The sequence below is a fragment of the Cesiribacter sp. SM1 genome (assembly GCF_020178975.1).
In the GTDB taxonomy this organism is placed as follows: Bacteria; Bacteroidota; Bacteroidia; order Cytophagales; family Cyclobacteriaceae; genus Cesiribacter.
Genome location: NZ_JAHXBU010000046.1, coordinates 266,938 through 283,400, shown reverse-complemented (window position 1 = coordinate 283,400; position 16,463 = coordinate 266,938). Strand labels below are relative to the sequence as shown.

At 50.5% G+C, this 16,463-nt stretch carries 12 protein-coding genes; 9 read left to right on the top strand and 3 right to left on the bottom strand.

Annotation, left to right across the window (positions count from 1 at the left end):
• The 4 genes from KWJ01_RS11335 to fabD all read left to right on the top strand — a co-directional run.
• Positions 1-2,466: gliding motility-associated C-terminal domain-containing protein (locus KWJ01_RS11335; protein ID WP_224996550.1), on the top strand; the 2,466-nt coding region annotated here is incomplete at its 5' end.
• 309 nt (positions 2,467-2,775) lie between these two features.
• Positions 2,776-5,622 (top strand): gliding motility-associated C-terminal domain-containing protein, encoded by a 2,847-nt coding sequence (locus KWJ01_RS11330; RefSeq protein WP_224996549.1) that lies wholly within the window; start codon positions 2,776-2,778, stop codon positions 5,620-5,622.
• Between the two features lies 1 nt (position 5,623).
• A complete protein-coding gene (locus KWJ01_RS11325; protein WP_224996548.1) occupies positions 5,624-6,064 on the top strand; it encodes a thiol-disulfide oxidoreductase DCC family protein in 441 nt (146 codons plus the stop codon).
• Positions 6,065-6,115: 51 nt separating this feature from the next.
• Complete coding sequence (gene fabD / locus KWJ01_RS11320; protein WP_224996547.1) at positions 6,116-7,000, top strand: ACP S-malonyltransferase; 885 nt, start codon at positions 6,116-6,118, stop codon at positions 6,998-7,000.
• Between the two features lie 9 nt (positions 7,001-7,009).
• On the opposite strand, the gene folK is transcribed toward fabD, so the two are convergent.
• The gene (gene folK, locus KWJ01_RS11315; protein ID WP_370634708.1) at positions 7,010-7,495 is read right to left on the bottom strand and encodes a 2-amino-4-hydroxy-6-hydroxymethyldihydropteridine diphosphokinase; all 486 of its coding nucleotides are present in this window, start codon (positions 7,493-7,495) and stop codon (positions 7,010-7,012) included.
• Positions 7,496-7,561: 66 nt separating this feature from the next.
• Here folK and sppA point away from each other — a divergent pair, with 66 nt between their 5' ends.
• Together sppA and bioB are read left to right on the top strand one after the other, a co-directional pair.
• Positions 7,562-9,328: a signal peptide peptidase SppA gene (sppA, locus tag KWJ01_RS11310; RefSeq protein ID WP_224996546.1), complete on the top strand. Its 1,767-nt coding sequence runs from the start codon at positions 7,562-7,564 to the stop codon at positions 9,326-9,328.
• A 114-nt stretch (positions 9,329-9,442) separates the two neighbouring features.
• Positions 9,443-10,453 (top strand): biotin synthase BioB, encoded by a 1,011-nt coding sequence (bioB, locus tag KWJ01_RS11305; protein ID WP_224996545.1) that lies wholly within the window; start codon positions 9,443-9,445, stop codon positions 10,451-10,453.
• A gap of 132 nt (positions 10,454-10,585) precedes the next feature.
• Here bioB and KWJ01_RS11300 read toward each other — a convergent pair whose 3' ends face one another.
• Positions 10,586-11,206, bottom strand: a complete 621-nt coding sequence (locus tag KWJ01_RS11300; protein ID WP_224996544.1) for a porin family protein — start codon at positions 11,204-11,206, stop codon at positions 10,586-10,588.
• 100 nt (positions 11,207-11,306) lie between these two features.
• Between KWJ01_RS11300 and KWJ01_RS11295 the strand changes: the two genes are divergently transcribed.
• Genes KWJ01_RS11295 through bioA form a run of 3 tightly spaced genes read left to right on the top strand, consistent with a single transcriptional unit; the run spans position 11,307 to position 14,327 of the window.
• On the top strand, positions 11,307-12,449 hold the full coding sequence (locus tag KWJ01_RS11295) for an 8-amino-7-oxononanoate synthase (RefSeq protein WP_224996543.1): 1,143 nt from the start codon (positions 11,307-11,309) through the stop codon (positions 12,447-12,449).
• Positions 12,446-13,051, top strand: a complete 606-nt coding sequence (gene bioD / locus KWJ01_RS11290) for a dethiobiotin synthase (RefSeq protein WP_224996542.1) — start codon at positions 12,446-12,448, stop codon at positions 13,049-13,051. The genes KWJ01_RS11295 and bioD overlap by 4 nt, the downstream gene beginning before the upstream one ends.
• On the top strand, positions 13,020-14,327 hold the full coding sequence (gene bioA, locus KWJ01_RS11285; RefSeq protein WP_224996541.1) for an adenosylmethionine--8-amino-7-oxononanoate transaminase: 1,308 nt from the start codon (positions 13,020-13,022) through the stop codon (positions 14,325-14,327). Before bioD ends, bioA begins: the two co-directional genes overlap by 32 nt.
• Positions 14,328-14,381: 54 nt before the next feature.
• On the opposite strand, the gene KWJ01_RS11280 is transcribed toward bioA, so the two are convergent.
• A complete protein-coding gene (locus KWJ01_RS11280; RefSeq protein ID WP_224996540.1) occupies positions 14,382-16,346 on the bottom strand; it encodes a tetratricopeptide repeat protein in 1,965 nt (654 codons plus the stop codon).
• Between the last annotated feature and the right edge of the window lie 117 nt (positions 16,347-16,463).

The following is a 16,463-nucleotide window of genomic DNA, read 5'->3' as shown; positions in this document are numbered from 1 at the left end:
ATGCCATTTTATATAGAGACCGTAATTGTGATAGATCCCTTCATTGGGGTGAACAACACACCACAGCTGCGGGTACCGCCGGTGGATAAGGCGGCGGTAGGCAAGGTTTACCTGCACAACCCCGGAGCTTACGATATAGATGGCGACAGCCTTTCCTATCGTTTAGTGATTTGCCAGCAGGATAACAATGTTCCGGTGGCGAATTACCGCTTTCCCCCCAACACCTTTCCAGAGGGCGATCCCAGGAATGGCACCAGCCTCACAGGTGGTGAGCCTTTTCTTACCCTGGATGAATTTACGGGAGATCTTGTGTGGAACACCCCCGGAACCAGGGGTGAATACAACGTAGCCTTTGTGGTGGAGGAGTGGCGTAAGATCCAGGGCAGGTACTATTCTCTTGGCTATGTAACCAGGGACATGCAGATCATTGTTGAGGACACTGACAATAATCCCCCTGTGCTGGAGATTCCCGAAGACATTTGTGTTGTGGCAGGAGAGCGGATAGAGGAGATCATCAGGGTAACAGATCCTGACGGAGATAATGTAGATGTGTTTGCTTATGGTGGTGTGTTTGATCTTGGAGCCACCTTCCCCGGAGGTACTAACTTAACCACCCCGGCACAATCTACCTTTACCTGGCAGACCGAGTGCATCGATGTGCGCGACCAGCCATACCAGGTGGTGTTCCGGGCCAGAGACCTAAGAGGGGGCGGCGTGAGCCTGACCGACATCAAGACCTGGAACATCAGGGTAGTGGCTCCGGCCCCGCAGGTGGAGAGCCTGGAGCCTGTTGGCAGCAGAGCCGTGGAGGTAAACTTCGACAGGAACTCCTATGCCTGCAGCCAGGCGCAGTTCATCCAGGTGTGGCGCCGCGAGGGCAGTGCCAATGTACCCTTGGATACCTGCATCACGGGCATGCCTCCCGGCTATGGCTATGAGCTTGTGGATGTGCGGGCCTTCAACCGCTTTCCGTTTGTAGATGATGGTGGCGGAGATGGGCTCAAGCCGGGCGCCACCTACTGCTACCGCTTTGTGGCAGTGCTGCCGGAGCCAAACGGCGGGGAGAGCCTACGCTCCGAGGAGATGTGCATTACCCTGCCTGCCAAGATTCCTCTGATCACCAACGTGAGCATCGAAGAAACAGCCGAGACTGCAGGAGAGATCCTGGTGCGCTGGATGCCTGGTCCTGACATAGACGCAGCAGAGGTGCAGCCGCCCTACAGTTACGACCTCTACAGGTCAGAAGGCTTTACAGGCGGCCCCTACACCCTGATAGGAGCAAATCTTTCTGATACAGTCTTCATTGATCAGGCCCAGGAGCTGAACACCAGGGACCAGGTGTATAACTACTATGTGATGCTTCGGGATGCCTCGGGAACAGAAGTAGACAGCTCCTCTACAGCTTCGACTGTAAGGCTGGAGCCAGTGCCGGGGGTGGATAACATCACCATACAGTGGCAGGCGCAGGTGCCGTGGTCCAATGCTGTGGAGGATTACCCGCTGCACGATATTTACCGCAACCATGTAGATCCAGCTGATCCTGACCGCATGGTGCTCATTGCACAGGTAGACGTAGTGAGGGGAGGCGGGGCCAATACCACCATCAGGTTTAGCTATACCGATACAGGGGCCGATGCAGGCACAGGACCATTGCTGGAGGATGTGGAGTATTGCTACCTGGTGGTTACCTCTGGCAGCTACAGCAATCCGCAGGTGCCCGAGCCGCTGTTGAACAACTCACAGCGGGTGTGCTCCTACCTCAAGGATGAGGTGCCGCCATGCCCGCCGCTGGAGTTTGAGCTTAGCAACCTTAGCAGCTGTGAGGAGGTGATACAGAATACAGCCTGCGGGGAGAATGTCTTTACCAATGTGCTGGAGTGGAATGCAAATACAGATGCAGTCTGTGGCAATGATCTGGCCTACTGGCAGGTGTACTACTCTTACGATGGCACAGACTTTGAGGTGATAGGCACCTCTACCAGCAACAGGTTTGAGCATAGCATGGAAGATAACATGGCAGGCTTCTACTACATCAGGGCAGTAGATACCAGCGGCAACTTAAGCGACTCCAGCAATGTGGTGATGCGCGATAACTGCCCCAACTACTGGCTGCCCAACGTGCTCACCAGGAACAATGATGGCCTCAATGAAGAGCTGCGCCCGGCGCTGCCAAACCAGCTGCCGGCTCCGCCACCAGACCACTGCGCCCGCTTTGTAGAATCAGTTAAGTTCACCGTCTACAACAGATGGGGAAAAGAAGTTTACAGTTATGCTTCTGCCGAAAGAGCTGAGCCGGATATCTACATTCGCTGGAAGGGCAGGGGCAACAATGGCGAGATGCTAAGCAACGGCACCTACTACTATGTGGTAGAGGTAACTTACCGGGTGCTGGATCCTGAAAAACGGCATCAGAAAATGAAAGGCTGGGTACAGCTCCTGGAGTCTGGTAATACAGATACACAGTAAATTCCTTAAACCTGCCTCTGCTTTCTGAAAGCATCATGTATTGGTTAGTAGCCATTATGTGGTGAGAGCGTAAGCAGCTAAGGATAGATTTACAGCAGCCCCGAATCCCGGGGCTGCTTTTTTTTTAGTGTTCCAGTAAATAAGAATTTTGTGCTGCAGGAGGTAAATGCCACAAGTTCAGCAGGAAAAGAATGCTGCCTTTTATTTATGCTGAATATTATTTGTTATATTAAAAGAAACATACTGCTGCCGCGCAACATACTGCCTGCACGGTAGGTTATATGATCAGGAGATTTTTTTAGTCCGAGCATGAATAGCTTTTTCAAACTTCGCGCTCTTCTCATTGTAATATTCAGCCTGTTATTGTCTGAGTATGCCATGGCTACCCATATCAGGGCTGGTGAGATTACGGCCCGGCGCATTGATCCGCAGAGTTTCACCTACGAGATTACCCTGAAGGGATACACAGATACAAATTCCAATATACTGTTTGGGGGAACGGGAACACTCAGTTTTGGCGATGGCACCTCCCTGGTAATTGGGAACGATGGCAGCAAAATTCCACGTACGCGGATCACAGAAGATACCTGGATGTATGAATTTAAAGTCAGGCACACCTTCCCCTCCGCAAGAACCTATGTTTTGTCTTTTCAGGAAGTCTATCGAAATCCGGGGATACTCAACATGAATGTTTCTGATCAGATGCCATTTTATATAGAGACCGTAATTGTGATAGATCCCTTCATTGGGGTGAACAACACACCACAGCTGCGGGTACCGCCGGTGGATAAGGCGGCGGTAGGCAAGGTTTACCTGCACAACCCCGGAGCTTACGATATAGATGGCGACAGCCTTTCCTATCGTTTAGTGATTTGCCAGCAGGATAACAATGTTCCGGTGGCGAATTACCGCTTTCCCCCCAACACCTTTCCAGAGGGCGATCCCAGGAATGGCACCAGCCTCACAGGTGGTGAGCCTTTTCTTACCCTGGATGAATTTACGGGAGATCTTGTGTGGAACACCCCCGGAACCAGGGGTGAATACAACGTAGCCTTTGTGGTGGAGGAGTGGCGTAAGATCCAGGGCAGGTACTATTCTCTTGGCTATGTAACCAGGGACATGCAGATCATTGTTGAGGACACTGACAATAATCCCCCTGTGCTGGAGATTCCCGAAGACATTTGTGTTGTGGCAGGAGAGCGGATAGAGGAGATCATCAGGGTAACAGATCCTGACGGAGATAATGTAGATGTGTTTGCTTATGGTGGTGTGTTTGATCTTGGAGCCACCTTCCCCGGAGGTACTAACTTAACCACCCCGGCACAATCTACCTTTACCTGGCAGACCGAGTGCATCGATGTGCGCGACCAGCCATACCAGGTGGTGTTCCGGGCCAGAGACCTAAGAGGGGGCGGCGTGAGCCTGACCGACATCAAGACCTGGAACATCAGGGTAGTGGCTCCGGCCCCGCAGGTGGAGAGCCTGGAGCCTGTTGGCAGCAGAGCCGTGGAGGTAAACTTCGACAGGAACTCCTATGCCTGCAGCCAGGCGCAGTTCATCCAGGTGTGGCGCCGCGAGGGCAGTGCCAATGTACCCTTGGATACCTGCATCACGGGCATGCCTCCCGGCTATGGCTATGAGCTTGTGGATGTGCGGGCCTTCAACCGCTTTCCGTTTGTAGATGATGGTGGCGGAGATGGGCTCAAGCCGGGCGCCACCTACTGCTACCGCTTTGTGGCAGTGCTGCCGGAGCCAAACGGCGGGGAGAGCCTACGCTCCGAGGAGATGTGCATTACCCTGCCTGCCAAGATTCCTCTGATCACCAACGTGAGCATCGAAGAAACAGCCGAGACTGCAGGAGAGATCCTGGTGCGCTGGATGCCTGGTCCTGACATAGACGCAGCAGAGGTGCAGCCGCCCTACAGTTACGACCTCTACAGGTCAGAAGGCTTTACAGGCGGCCCCTACACCCTGATAGGAGCAAATCTTTCTGATACAGTCTTCATTGATCAGGCCCAGGAGCTGAACACCAGGGACCAGGTGTATAACTACTATGTGATGCTTCGGGATGCCTCGGGAACAGAAGTAGACAGCTCCTCTACAGCTTCGACTGTAAGGCTGGAGCCAGTGCCGGGGGTGGATAACATCACCATACAGTGGCAGGCGCAGGTGCCGTGGTCCAATGCTGTGGAGGATTACCCGCTGCACGATATTTACCGCAACCATGTAGATCCAGCTGATCCTGACCGCATGGTGCTCATTGCACAGGTAGACGTAGTGAGGGGAGGCGGGGCCAATACCACCATCAGGTTTAGCTATACCGATACAGGGGCCGATGCAGGCACAGGACCATTGCTGGAGGATGTGGAGTATTGCTACCTGGTGGTTACCTCTGGCAGCTACAGCAATCCGCAGGTGCCCGAGCCGCTGTTGAACAACTCACAGCGGGTGTGCTCCTACCTCAAGGATGAGGTGCCGCCATGCCCGCCGCTGGAGTTTGAGCTTAGCAACCTTAGCAGCTGTGAGGAGGTGATACAGAATACAGCCTGCGGGGAGAATGTCTTTACCAATGTGCTGGAGTGGAATGCAAATACAGATGCAGTCTGTGGCAATGATCTGGCCTACTGGCAGGTGTACTACTCTTACGATGGCACAGACTTTGAGGTGATAGGCACCTCTACCAGCAACAGGTTTGAGCATAGCATGGAAGATAACATGGCAGGCTTCTACTACATCAGGGCAGTAGATACCAGCGGCAACTTAAGCGACTCCAGCAATGTGGTGATGCGCGATAACTGCCCCAACTACTGGCTGCCCAACGTGCTCACCAGGAACAATGATGGCCTCAATGAAGAGCTGCGCCCGGCGCTGCCAAACCAGCTGCCGGCTCCGCCACCAGACCACTGCGCCCGCTTTGTAGAATCAGTTAAGTTCACCGTCTACAACAGATGGGGAAAAGAAGTTTATTTTTACACCTCAGATGTAAAAGTTGAACCTGACATTTATATTCGCTGGAAGGGCAGGGGCAACAATGGTGAGATGCTGAGCAATGGCACCTACTACTATGTGGTAGAGGTAACTTACCGGGTGCTGGATCCTGAAAAACGGCATCAGAAAATGAAAGGCTGGGTACAGCTCCTGGACACCGGAAGCTAAAATGAAGTCAGAAAATACACAACCCGCTGTTTTGCAACGGCTCAATGGTAAATCAGTAGTCTTATTCGATGGCGTCTGTAATCTTTGTAACGGGGCGGTAGATTTTATCATCCGTCGTGATACAAAGCATAAATTTATGTTTGCTTCCCTGCAGTCTGAGGCGGGGCAGGAGCTGCTGGACTTTTACGGATTGCCTAAAGACAGCTATGAAAGCATGGTGCTGTTAAAGGGGGGCAAGCTTTACCAGAAAAGCACGGCCGCACTGGAAATAGCTGCCGATTTACCGGGTGGCTGGTCGCTGTTGCGGATATTTAAGGGCGTGCCGGCACCCCTCCGCAATGCTGTTTATTCATTTATTGCCACTAACCGCTACCGCTTTTTCGGGCAGAAAGAAACCTGCAGACTGCCCACGCCCAATGAACGCGCCCGCTTTCTTGGTTGATATTTTAGGCAAATAGTGCGACCTTCGGGCTCCAACTAAAATTCAACTTAAATGAAGGCCTATATTTTCCCAGGTCAGGGTGCCCAGTTTACGGGCATGGGCAAAGACCTTTACGATGCATCCGATAAGGCACGCAGGTTATTTGAGCAGGCGAACAGCATCCTGGAATTCAATATTTCAGATATAATGTTCAATGGCACACCCGACGACCTGAAGCAGACACGCGTAACACAGCCGGCAATATTTATACATTCTGTTATACTGGCAAGGCTCCTGAATAATTTTAAGCCTGATATGGTTGCCGGGCACTCACTGGGCGAATTTTCTGCCCTGGTAGCTGCCGGCGCCATGACTTTTGAGGATGGGCTCATGCTGGTATATAAAAGAGCCATGGCCATGCAGGCAGCCTGCGAAGCACAAGACTCTGGTATGGCTGCCGTATTAGGACTGGATGATAAAGCAGTGGAAGAAGCCTGTGCCGCTGTGGAAGGAGAGGTTGTAGTGGCTGCCAACTATAACTGTCCCGGCCAGCTGGTAATTTCCGGATCGCAGGCAGGAGTTGCCAGGGCAGGAGAGCTGCTGAAAGAAAAAGGAGCCAAGCGCGTAATGCCGCTGCAGGTGAGAGGTGCATTTCACTCACCCCTGATGGAGCCTGCGCGCGAAGAGCTGGAGGATGCTATCTTGAAGACTATCTTCAACCAGCCTGTTTGCCCGGTATACCAGAATGTTGATGCCCGCCCGGCTACAGATACCGCAACTATCAAGCAGAACCTGATGATGCAGCTAACAGCTCCCGTACGCTGGACTCAGTCGGTACAAAATATGGTAGCCGATGGTGCTACCGAATTCATAGAATGTGGCCCCGGCAAAGTACTGCAGGGATTGGTGAAGAAGATCCATTCCGAAGCCATAGTAAGCAGCGCGGAAGCTGTTTGATAGGCCCTTTCATTCCAAAAGATTTACCTGCAGCTGGTCGGGGCATTCCGCGAGTAGCTGCAGGTTATTTTTTTTAAGTACAGGGTGTACAAAAAGGGGTGCTATTTCGCAAAGCGGAACTAAGGTAAAACGCCTGAGATGAAGGCGGGGGTGGGGAAGGGTAAGCCCTGGCGTAGAAACAACATGGTTTCCATAGTACAGAATGTCAAGGTCCAGGGTGCGGGGAGCCCATGCTTCTTCCCGAGTCCGCTCCAGTTCTTTTTCTATGGAAAGTAGTGTGGAAATAAGTTCCAAAGGTGTTAATTCTGTACTTACTTCTACCACCTGGTTCAGAAAGCTGGGCTGGTCTTCTTTACCCCATGCAGCAGTTTCGTAGAGGCTGCTCTGCGCTTTGATCTTTCCAACCCTTTTTTCTATTGCTGTTAAAGCCTGCTCCAGCCATGCCATTCTGTTGCCTAAATTGCTGCCTGAAAGAAGATAAATGCCGTTCATCATGATTAGGTTTTAAATTGAGATCTTATTTTCTATTTTGCATTCTGGAGTTTAAACATCTTAAAATATATGCTACAGTTTCTTAAGGCAATTGCTGCTACAATAGTAGGCCTTATTTTGTTTTCTGTTTTATTGCTAGTAATTGGAGGAGGCATCATCGGAGCAATTGCCTCCCATGATCAGGAAGTTGAGGTAAAAGAAAATACCGTTTTGCACCTTAAGCTCGATAAGCCAATCGTTGAGCGCGCAAATGAAGATGATATGTCGGCCCTGGATGCAATTCCGGGCATAAGTGCAGGTAATATAGGCCTGATCGAGGTAATTGAATCCATTAAGCACGCTAAAGATGATGACAACATCAAAGGTATCTTATTGCAACCCCAGTATGTTACCTCTGGTTATGCTTCCCTTAAAGAAATCCGCGACGAACTGCTGCGTTTCAGGGAGAGTGGAAAATGGGTGATTGCCTACAATGAGCAGTACACCGAGAAGGACTATTACCTGGCATCAGCTGCCAGCAAGATTTACCTGAACCCTGCCGGTAATCTTGAGCTGAACGGCCTGGTTTCTGAACAGGTGTTTGTAAAGGGTACCCTCGATAAAGTAGGCATCGAGCCACAGATCTTCAGGGTTGGAGAGTTTAAATCTGCCGTGGAGCCGCTCATGCGCACAGAAATGAGTGAGGCCAGCCGTGAGCAAACCAATTCTTTTCTGAACAACATTTACCTGACATTTCTGCAGGAAGTGGGGCAGAGCAGAGGCATTGAGGTAAATGAGCTTGAGCGTATCTCCGACGAAATGCTGGTTCGCAGGGCCGATGATGCGCTCAAATATAAGATCGTGGATGAGCTGGGTTACCTGGATCAGATCCATTCAGAAATCAGGAACATGCTGGGCATTGAAGATGAAACAGAAAAGATCAACACCATCTCCTACAGCAAGTACCGCAAGTCATTTAATGCTTTGGGCAGTGGTAGCAACAGGGTTGCTGTAATTGTAGCTGCAGGCGATATAGTTAGTGGCAGTGGCGACAGGGAGAGCATCGGATCAGATAAATTTGCCAAGCTAATACGGGATGCCCGCCTGAACGACAGGGTTAAAGCAGTTGTGTTGCGCATTAATTCGCCGGGTGGCAGTGCCCTGGCTTCTGATGTGATCTGGCGCGAAATTGTACTCACCAGCCAAACCAAGCCAATCATTGCCTCCATGTCTGATATGGCTGCCTCAGGTGGCTACTACATGGCCATGGGCTGCGATACCATTGTGGCACAGCCAAACACCATTACCGGATCCATCGGTATATTCGGTGTATTGTTCAATGCACAGGAATTTATGACCGAAAAGCTAGGCATTACTACCGATGTGGTACAAACTGGTGAGCTTTCCAACCTGTACAGGGTCACCAAGCCCTTGTCTGCTTATGAAAGAAGCATTATTCAGCAATCTGTAGAAGAGGGGTATGAAGAATTTACCCGCAAAGCTGCCGAAGGCAGAAATATGTCTGTAGAACAACTAAGAGAGGTGGCCTCCGGACGTGTGTGGTCTGGTCTTGAAGCAAAAGATCGTGGCCTGGTAGATGTATTGGGTGGCCTGGATGAAGCAATAAACATTGCGGTGGCCAAAGCCGGGCTGGAAGAAGGCGACTACAGGTTAAGGTATTACCCGGAAAAGAAAAGCTTTATTGAAGAGCTGTTTGGTGGCCTGGAAGAAGATATGGCAACCAAAGCCCTGCAAAGAGAATTTGGTGTATTTTATCCTTATGTAAAGCAGTTTCAGAGGCTTCAGCGATTTGAGGGCGTACAGGCACGCCTCCCATACGAGTTAATAATTGAATAAACATAAAACGATGAGAGCCCTGGTATTAGCTGCCAGGGCTTTTTTCTGCTCTTTACAATTTGCAATTTGGGCACGTTATCACTTATTTCAGGTTTCTTTAACCCAGAATCTACTATGAGTGATATACGCAATACCTGGACCCGCAAGGAAATAGAAGCAGTTTACCATCAGCCCCTGCTGGAGCTGGTATACAGGGCGGCTACAGTGCACCGTCAGTACCACGATCCGCAGGAAGTGCAGGTTTGTACGCTGCTCTCAATTAAAACAGGTGGCTGCCCCGAAGATTGCTCCTACTGCCCCCAGGCAGCCCGCTACCACACCAATGTTAAAGTTCACAAGCTGCTGGAGGTTGATGAAGTAATGGGCAGGGCCCGTGAAGCCAAAGATGCCGGCAGTACCCGTTTTTGTATGGGCGCCGCCTGGCGTGAGGTACGCGATAACCGCGATTTCGACAAGGTGCTGGAGATGGTGAAAGGCGTAAATGGCCTGGGCATGGAGGTTTGCTGTACCCTTGGCATGCTTACCGAAGAGCAGGCTCAAAAGCTGCAGAATGCAGGCTTGTATGCCTACAACCACAACCTCGATACCAGTGTGGAACACTATGGTGAGATCATCAGCACCCGCACCTACGACGATCGCCTGAATACCCTGGAAAATGTGCGTAAAAGCGGCATCTCTGTTTGCAGTGGTGGTATCATAGGCATGGGCGAAACAGTAGAAGACCGCATTGGTATGCTGCACACCCTGGTAAACCTGCCCGAGCACCCCGAAAGTGTACCCGTAAATGCACTGGTGCCTGTAGAGGGTACACCACTTGAAAACCAGCCAAAAGTACCGGTTTGGGATATGATCAGAATGATTGCCACGGCCCGTATCCTGATGCCAAAGGCAATGGTGCGTCTTTCTGCAGGTCGTGTACGCATGACGCTGGAGGAGCAGGCCCTCTGCTTTATGGCCGGTGCCAATTCAATTTTTGCAGGCGATAAGCTGCTAACCACCCCCAATCCCGATGTTGTATCTGATGGGGCAATGTTCCAGATCCTGAATCTGAAGCCAAGAGCAGCATTTAAAGAAGGTGAGGTTCCGGTAAAATTTGAGCAGATACCTACTGCACAGCAGGCTTAAATTAAGTATTAGACAATAGACACTAGACAATAGACAATAGACAATAGACAATAGACAATAGATTTTAAACTGCCTCTGCAGCTTGAAAATCTTTGTCTATCGTCTGTTGTCCAAAATCTAAAGGCTTAAAGACTACCTAAGTTTGCCGAATTTATAGCCCAGGCTAACCACCACCTGCCGTTGCTTTTGCTCATCAGGCAGGTAGGTATCCCAGGTGGCATTCTGAAAATCAAAATTCCGGAGATTGCCAACGGTGGTTTCATAGCGGGTATCAAGGGTAAAGCGCCATAAGTCGAAGCCTATGCCTGCCTGCCAGCCAAACTGGGTTCGGTTGTAATAATCGTCCACCTCATTGCTCCAGTCTCTGTCGGCACCAGATGCATTGGCTCTTACATTTACTGAGGCAAAAGGTCCGGCATTGATCCTGAAATTGTCTGTAATTCTGTAGCCCAGCAGTACGGGCACATCCAGGCGGTGAAAATCTACTGCCAGTTGCTCTGCGTCTATGTCGTCATTCCGTAGCTGTGCCTTTGCAAAAGTATAATATGCCTCAGGCTGCAGGTACAGTTTACCAAGGTTCATGCGTAAGAAGGCACCGGCATGCAAGCCTAAGGTAACACCGTCATTATCCCAGTCTACATCACGGTCTTCTACCTGGGCCACACCCAGGTTGGTACCCGCTTTTATTCCAAATTGGGCGGAAGCCAGGAAGGGCAGGCTCACCAGCGAAATCATTAAAAAAATCTTTTTCATGGCAATCTGATTTTCAGTTTTAAAAAAACAAGACATTGATGTAAAGGCTTAACGCAAAAAACTTGCCATTCTGTACCAGAGCCTGCTAAGTTTGCAACTTATGTTGCAGATCCTGAATAGAATGAACCAGCAGCTGATGAAGAGGGAGCAGGACGCAAGCCTGCGTTTTTTACCCGATCAGCTGCCAGCCATAGATTTTGCCTCTAACGACTACCTTGGCCTTGCGCGCTCTGCAGAGCTTTCGCACAACATCAGGGTGGCTACCGAAGAGTACCCGGCTTCGCTGCATGGCGCTACCGGCTCAAGGCTAATAACCGGAAACCTTGCATTGACCCCACAGCTGGAGCAGGAACTCGCAGCATATTTTAATGCTGAAGCCTGCCTGCTGTTTAACTCTGGTTATGCAGCCAACCAGGGGTTGCTTTCTTCGCTTTTGTTGCGTGGAGACACCGTAATTTATGATGAACTGGCGCATGCCTGCATTAAGGACGGCTGCCGCCTTTCTCCGGCAAGCCGTTTCTCATTCAGGCATAACGATGTAGACCATCTGCGTCAGAAAATTGCCCGTGCAAAAGGACAGGTGCTGGTGGTGGTAGAGTCGGTGTACTCCATGGATGGAGACGAGGCACCACTTGCTGCACTGGTTGAGTTATGCAAAGAATACAATGCAGGCCTGGTGGTGGACGAAGCCCACAGCACCGGTCTGTGGGGGCCTGGCGGTGCCGGTTTATGTGTTGCGCAGGGACTTGAGCAGGATGTGCTGGCTCGTATTTATACTTTTGGCAAGGCAATGGGGGTGCATGGCGCCTGTGTAGCCGGGCAGGAGGTACTCATCCGCTTTTTGCTAAATTACTCACGCACTTTTATTTATACTACGGCGCTGCCGGCGCATTCGCTGCTTAGCATCAGGGAGGCTATGCGCTACCGCCAACAGCACCCAGCGCTCATGGATCGCCTGAACGATAATATAAAGCTCTTCCATAGCTTGCTACAAGAAAAGGGGGATTTTCTGCAGGAGCGCCTCCTGCCAAGCCGCACCCCCATACAGGCCGTGCTGATTCCCGGAAATGAAAAGGTAGTGAGAGCAGCACGACTTCTGAATGAAGAACATTTTATGGTGTGGCCCATACTGGCACCTACCGTACCAGAAGGGGAGGAGCGCCTGCGTATATGCCTGCATGCACATAATAGCACTGATGAAATCAGACGTTTGGTTAATCATTTATACCGGATACTGGCATGAAAAGATATTTTGTAACAGCCATTGGCACCGACAGCGGTAAAACAGTAGCCAGTGCAATTCTATGCAAAGCACTGGGTGCCGATTACTGGAAACCGATCCAGAGCGGGGCGCCTGCAGATGCTGATACAGTGAGGGAATTATGTCCGGGGGTAGTGGTGCACCCAGAGGCTTACAGGTTTAGCCTGCCGGCATCTCCGCATGCAGCAGCCCGTGCCGAAGGTAAAACGATAGACCCTGATGCTATAAGGGTACCCGATACCAGCAATAACTTGGTAATTGAAGGCGCAGGCGGCTGTTTAGTGCCCCTGAACGATACCCACTTTATCATTGACCTGCAGCCCCGCTTCGAGGCTCCCATTGTGCTGGTGGCAAATTTGTACCTGGGCAGCATCAACCATACCCTGTTAACCTGGCGCCTGCTGCTGGAAAGGGGCTACCCGGTAGCGGGTATTATTTTTAACGGCCCTGCCAATCCGGAGAGTGAAAAGATTATTCTGCACCATACAGGCTATAAAAAATTGCTTCAGCTAGAGTCGCATAGTTCCATTACACCAGCCATTATTGATCATTATGCACAAAAACTTAGAGAACAGCTCGGCTGATCTGCAGAGGCGGGACAGCAAGCACATCTGGCATCCCTTCAGCTCACTGGTGCCGGCAATGCCGGTGTTGCCGGTGGTAAAGGGCGAGGGGGTATGGCTGTATACCGAAGATGGTAGAAAAATACTGGATGGTGTTTCCTCCTGGTGGGTAAACCTGCACGGCCATGCCAATCAACATATTGCACAGGCCATTGCAAAACAAGCCCAGACCCTGGAGCATGTGATCTTTGCAGGCTTTACGCATCCGGGAGCCATACAGCTGGCCGAACGCCTCCTGCCGCTGCTGACGGGGCAGCAGGAACTGCTGTTCTTTAGTGATAATGGCAGTACAGCTGTAGAAGTGGCGTTAAAAATGTCGCTGCAGTACTGGTACAACCATCAGAAGCCGCGCTACAAGATCATTGCCCTGGAGGGTGCCTACCATGGCGATACCTTTGGTGCCATGTCGGTTGGCGAGCGGGGCGGTTTTAACATGCCTTTCGAAGAACATTTGTTTGAGGTGGCCTTTGTACCATTTCCGGAAAAAGAGAAAGAGTCAGATACCATCAACGCCTTCAGGAAAATTCTGGAGAAGGAAGCGGTAGCAGCGTTTATTTTTGAACCGCTGGTGCAGGGCTCTGCCGGCATGCGTATGTATGCACCGGAAGTACTCGACACTCTTATAAAACTTGCTCATGCAGCAGGAGTGCTGTGTATTGCAGATGAGGTAATGACCGGTTTTGGCCGTACCGGTGAATTGTTTGCCTGTAACTACCTGCAGGAGGCTCCTGATCTGGTGTGTCTGAGCAAAGGCATTACGGGTGGTTTTATGCCCCTGGGGGTAACTGCCTGCACCGAAGCGGTAGCCAGTGCTTTCCGGCAGGCCGATCCTGCAAAAACTTTTTACCACGGCCATTCCTATACTGCTAACCCACTGGCCTGTGCGGCAGCGCTGGCAAGCCTGGATCTGTTACTGGCAGAGCCCTGTAAAGCACAGCTTCAGATGATAGGTGGCCAGCACCTGCTGTTTATGGAAAAGATAGGGCAACATGCAGCGGTAAAGGAGGTAAGGAGCCGGGGAACAATTTTAGCTATTGAGTTGAAAACAGCAGAAGGTACCTCATATCATAATACCCGGCGTAACGAGCTCTACCAGTATTTCCTGGATAGAAATATATTGCTGAGGCCACTGGGAAATGTGCTCTACCTTATGCCGCCCTATGTGATCAGCAGGGAGGAGCTGCAAGGGGTATATGCTGCAGTGGAAGGCTTATTGGATAGCTGGGCAGAGAATTAATGAATAGTGGAGGGCCCGGGGCGGGAAATGCCGGTGCTGAGGGCATGAACAGCTCTACTGTATAACGGCTGGCAGCCTGATGCCCAGCATCAGGTTATCATCTGTTTGCTCTTCCTGCTGGCGCCACTCCAGTATGCCTTTGCTGAGTATCTCCATTTGTGATTCCATGCTTTTGCCCTTCATCGATCTGATGAGCTCCTGTAAGCGGTTGTGCAGGAACTTTTTATTTTGCGGACCACCAAACTGGTCGGTAATACCGTCTGTGAACATATAGACACAGCTCCCAGGCTTCGGGTGCAGGTTAAGCTGCCTGAAGTCTGCAGCCTGAGCGTAGTTATTGCCAACGGTAGGGTTCGAAGTCTGATATATTTTCAGCTCATCGTCTTCCATGATATAAATGGGTCTGCGGGCACCTGCGTATAACAGCTTACCACTTTTGCGTCCGTAGAGGCAAACCCCCAGGTCCATGCCATGCGGCAGATCAGCCTCCAGGCCCTTCTGCATATTTCTGCGCAGGCTGCAGTGTAGCTCCTTCAGGATTTCCGAAGGCTCCAGCTTTTTCTGCGAAGTTACTATCTGGCTGAGCATGTTATGGGCTAGGATCGTCATGAGTGCACCAGGTACACCATGGCCTGTGCAGTCAATAACAGCCCACACCACAAATTCATCCTGCTCATGTATCCAGAAAAAGTCACCATTCAGGATATCCCTGGCTTCGCAGTACAAGAACGATTCGGGGAAGACCTGCTTCAGGGCTTTCTCCTGGGGTAGCAGGGCTTCCTGAATTGTTTTTGCATAACGGATGCTGTCGGTTATTTCTGCATTGCGGGAAGCAATCTCATTGTTTCTCTTTTTTAAGAGTGTATTGCTGTTGTTTTTGGTTTTGTACTGCTGGTAGAGGAACAGGATCATGAGGAAAAACAAAAACAGGCCGCTGTACAGGTAGTAGCTTACCATTTCGTTACGAGAAAGGTTAAGCTCCTGAATTCGGGCGTCTTTGCGCAGTAGCTCTATTTCCTTTTCCCTGCGCTGAATCTGGTAGTTAGATTCTATATCGCTTATTTTTCTGAAATTTTCTTCGCTGAAGATAGAATCCTTCAGGTCTTCGTAGCGCTTGAAGTACTCATAGGCGAGCATCCAGTTCTTTTCCTGCTTATAGGATTCGGCAATTCCTTTTAAACAGTCTTTTACAACTTTTTTAGCCTTCACCTTTTCGGCCTGGGTTATGGCTTGCTCAAAAGCAGTACGTGCCCTTGCTGTTAACTTCTGCTTCAGGTAAACATTGCCTATGCACTGCAGTACCGCTGCATGCTCGTACTGGCTGCCGGTTTGTTCCAGCAGCTTAAGACTCTTGTGGTAAAAAAAGAGGGCAGAATCTGCCTTATCGAGGCCATCATACAAGCGGCCAAGGTTTTGATAGGTGTAGATAAGTCCGTTGCTGTTCCCGATGCTCTGGTCAATCCGGAGTGCCTGCATCAGGTAGGAGTAGGCTTTTTCGGGCAGGGCCATTTTCTGGTAGGCAAAGCCAATATTACTGAGGGTGCTGGCAACATCGCTGCTATCGGCCAGCATACGTTTTACCTCCAGTGCTTTGTGGTAATAGGAAAGAGCCTTTTCGAACTGGTTTAACTCATCATAAATAATGCCTATGTTGTTGTGCAGCAGTGCAATACCCTTCAGGTCGTTTTCTTCTTCGAACATCCTGAGCACCTGCCTGAAATACTCCAGGGTTTTATCGTAATTACCCAGCCTGTAATGATTTAGGCCCAGCACATGAATACCCTGGCGCTTAATGGTTATGTTGCCAAGCTTCTCTGCCAGATGAATGGTCTGGTGGGCGTACTCAATGGAGAGGTGTGGGTTCTGGTCTGCTGTATGGTGGGTTAGCTCATTGATGATGCGGAGGCGTACGCTGTCGCTTATAGCTTTGCTGAGCTCCTGCTGCAGGCTATCTACAGTAGTAGCGCCCAGCCAGTTAGGAAATAGTACAACAAAAGCAAGTAGCCAGAGCCGCCTCATTATGAGCGAAGGTAATAGTTTGACAATTACAAAAATATCAATTTTTGGAGAAGTTGGTCTAAAAGCAGCTATAAAGTAACAATTAATTTACATCAATAACTTACTGATAGCAACGCT

Bases quoted from the DNA above. Each gene is read 5' to 3' on its own strand.
- sppA (WP_224996546.1), top strand. From the start codon at position 7,562: ATGCTACAGTTTCTTAAGGCAATTGCTGCTACAATAGTAGGCCTTATT.
- folK (WP_370634708.1), bottom strand. From the start codon at position 7,495: ATGATGAACGGCATTTATCTTCTTTCAGGCAGCAATTTAGGCAACAGA.
- KWJ01_RS11300 (WP_224996544.1), bottom strand. From the start codon at position 11,206: ATGAAAAAGATTTTTTTAATGATTTCGCTGGTGAGCCTGCCCTTCCTG.
- KWJ01_RS11325 (WP_224996548.1), top strand. From the start codon at position 5,624: ATGAAGTCAGAAAATACACAACCCGCTGTTTTGCAACGGCTCAATGGT.
- bioD (WP_224996542.1), top strand. From the start codon at position 12,446: ATGAAAAGATATTTTGTAACAGCCATTGGCACCGACAGCGGTAAAACA.
- fabD (WP_224996547.1), top strand. From the start codon at position 6,116: ATGAAGGCCTATATTTTCCCAGGTCAGGGTGCCCAGTTTACGGGCATG.
- bioB (WP_224996545.1), top strand. From the start codon at position 9,443: ATGAGTGATATACGCAATACCTGGACCCGCAAGGAAATAGAAGCAGTT.
- KWJ01_RS11295 (WP_224996543.1), top strand. From the start codon at position 11,307: ATGTTGCAGATCCTGAATAGAATGAACCAGCAGCTGATGAAGAGGGAG.
- KWJ01_RS11330 (WP_224996549.1), top strand. From the start codon at position 2,776: ATGAATAGCTTTTTCAAACTTCGCGCTCTTCTCATTGTAATATTCAGC.
- KWJ01_RS11280 (WP_224996540.1), bottom strand. From the start codon at position 16,346: ATGAGGCGGCTCTGGCTACTTGCTTTTGTTGTACTATTTCCTAACTGG.
- bioA (WP_224996541.1), top strand. From the start codon at position 13,020: ATGCACAAAAACTTAGAGAACAGCTCGGCTGATCTGCAGAGGCGGGAC.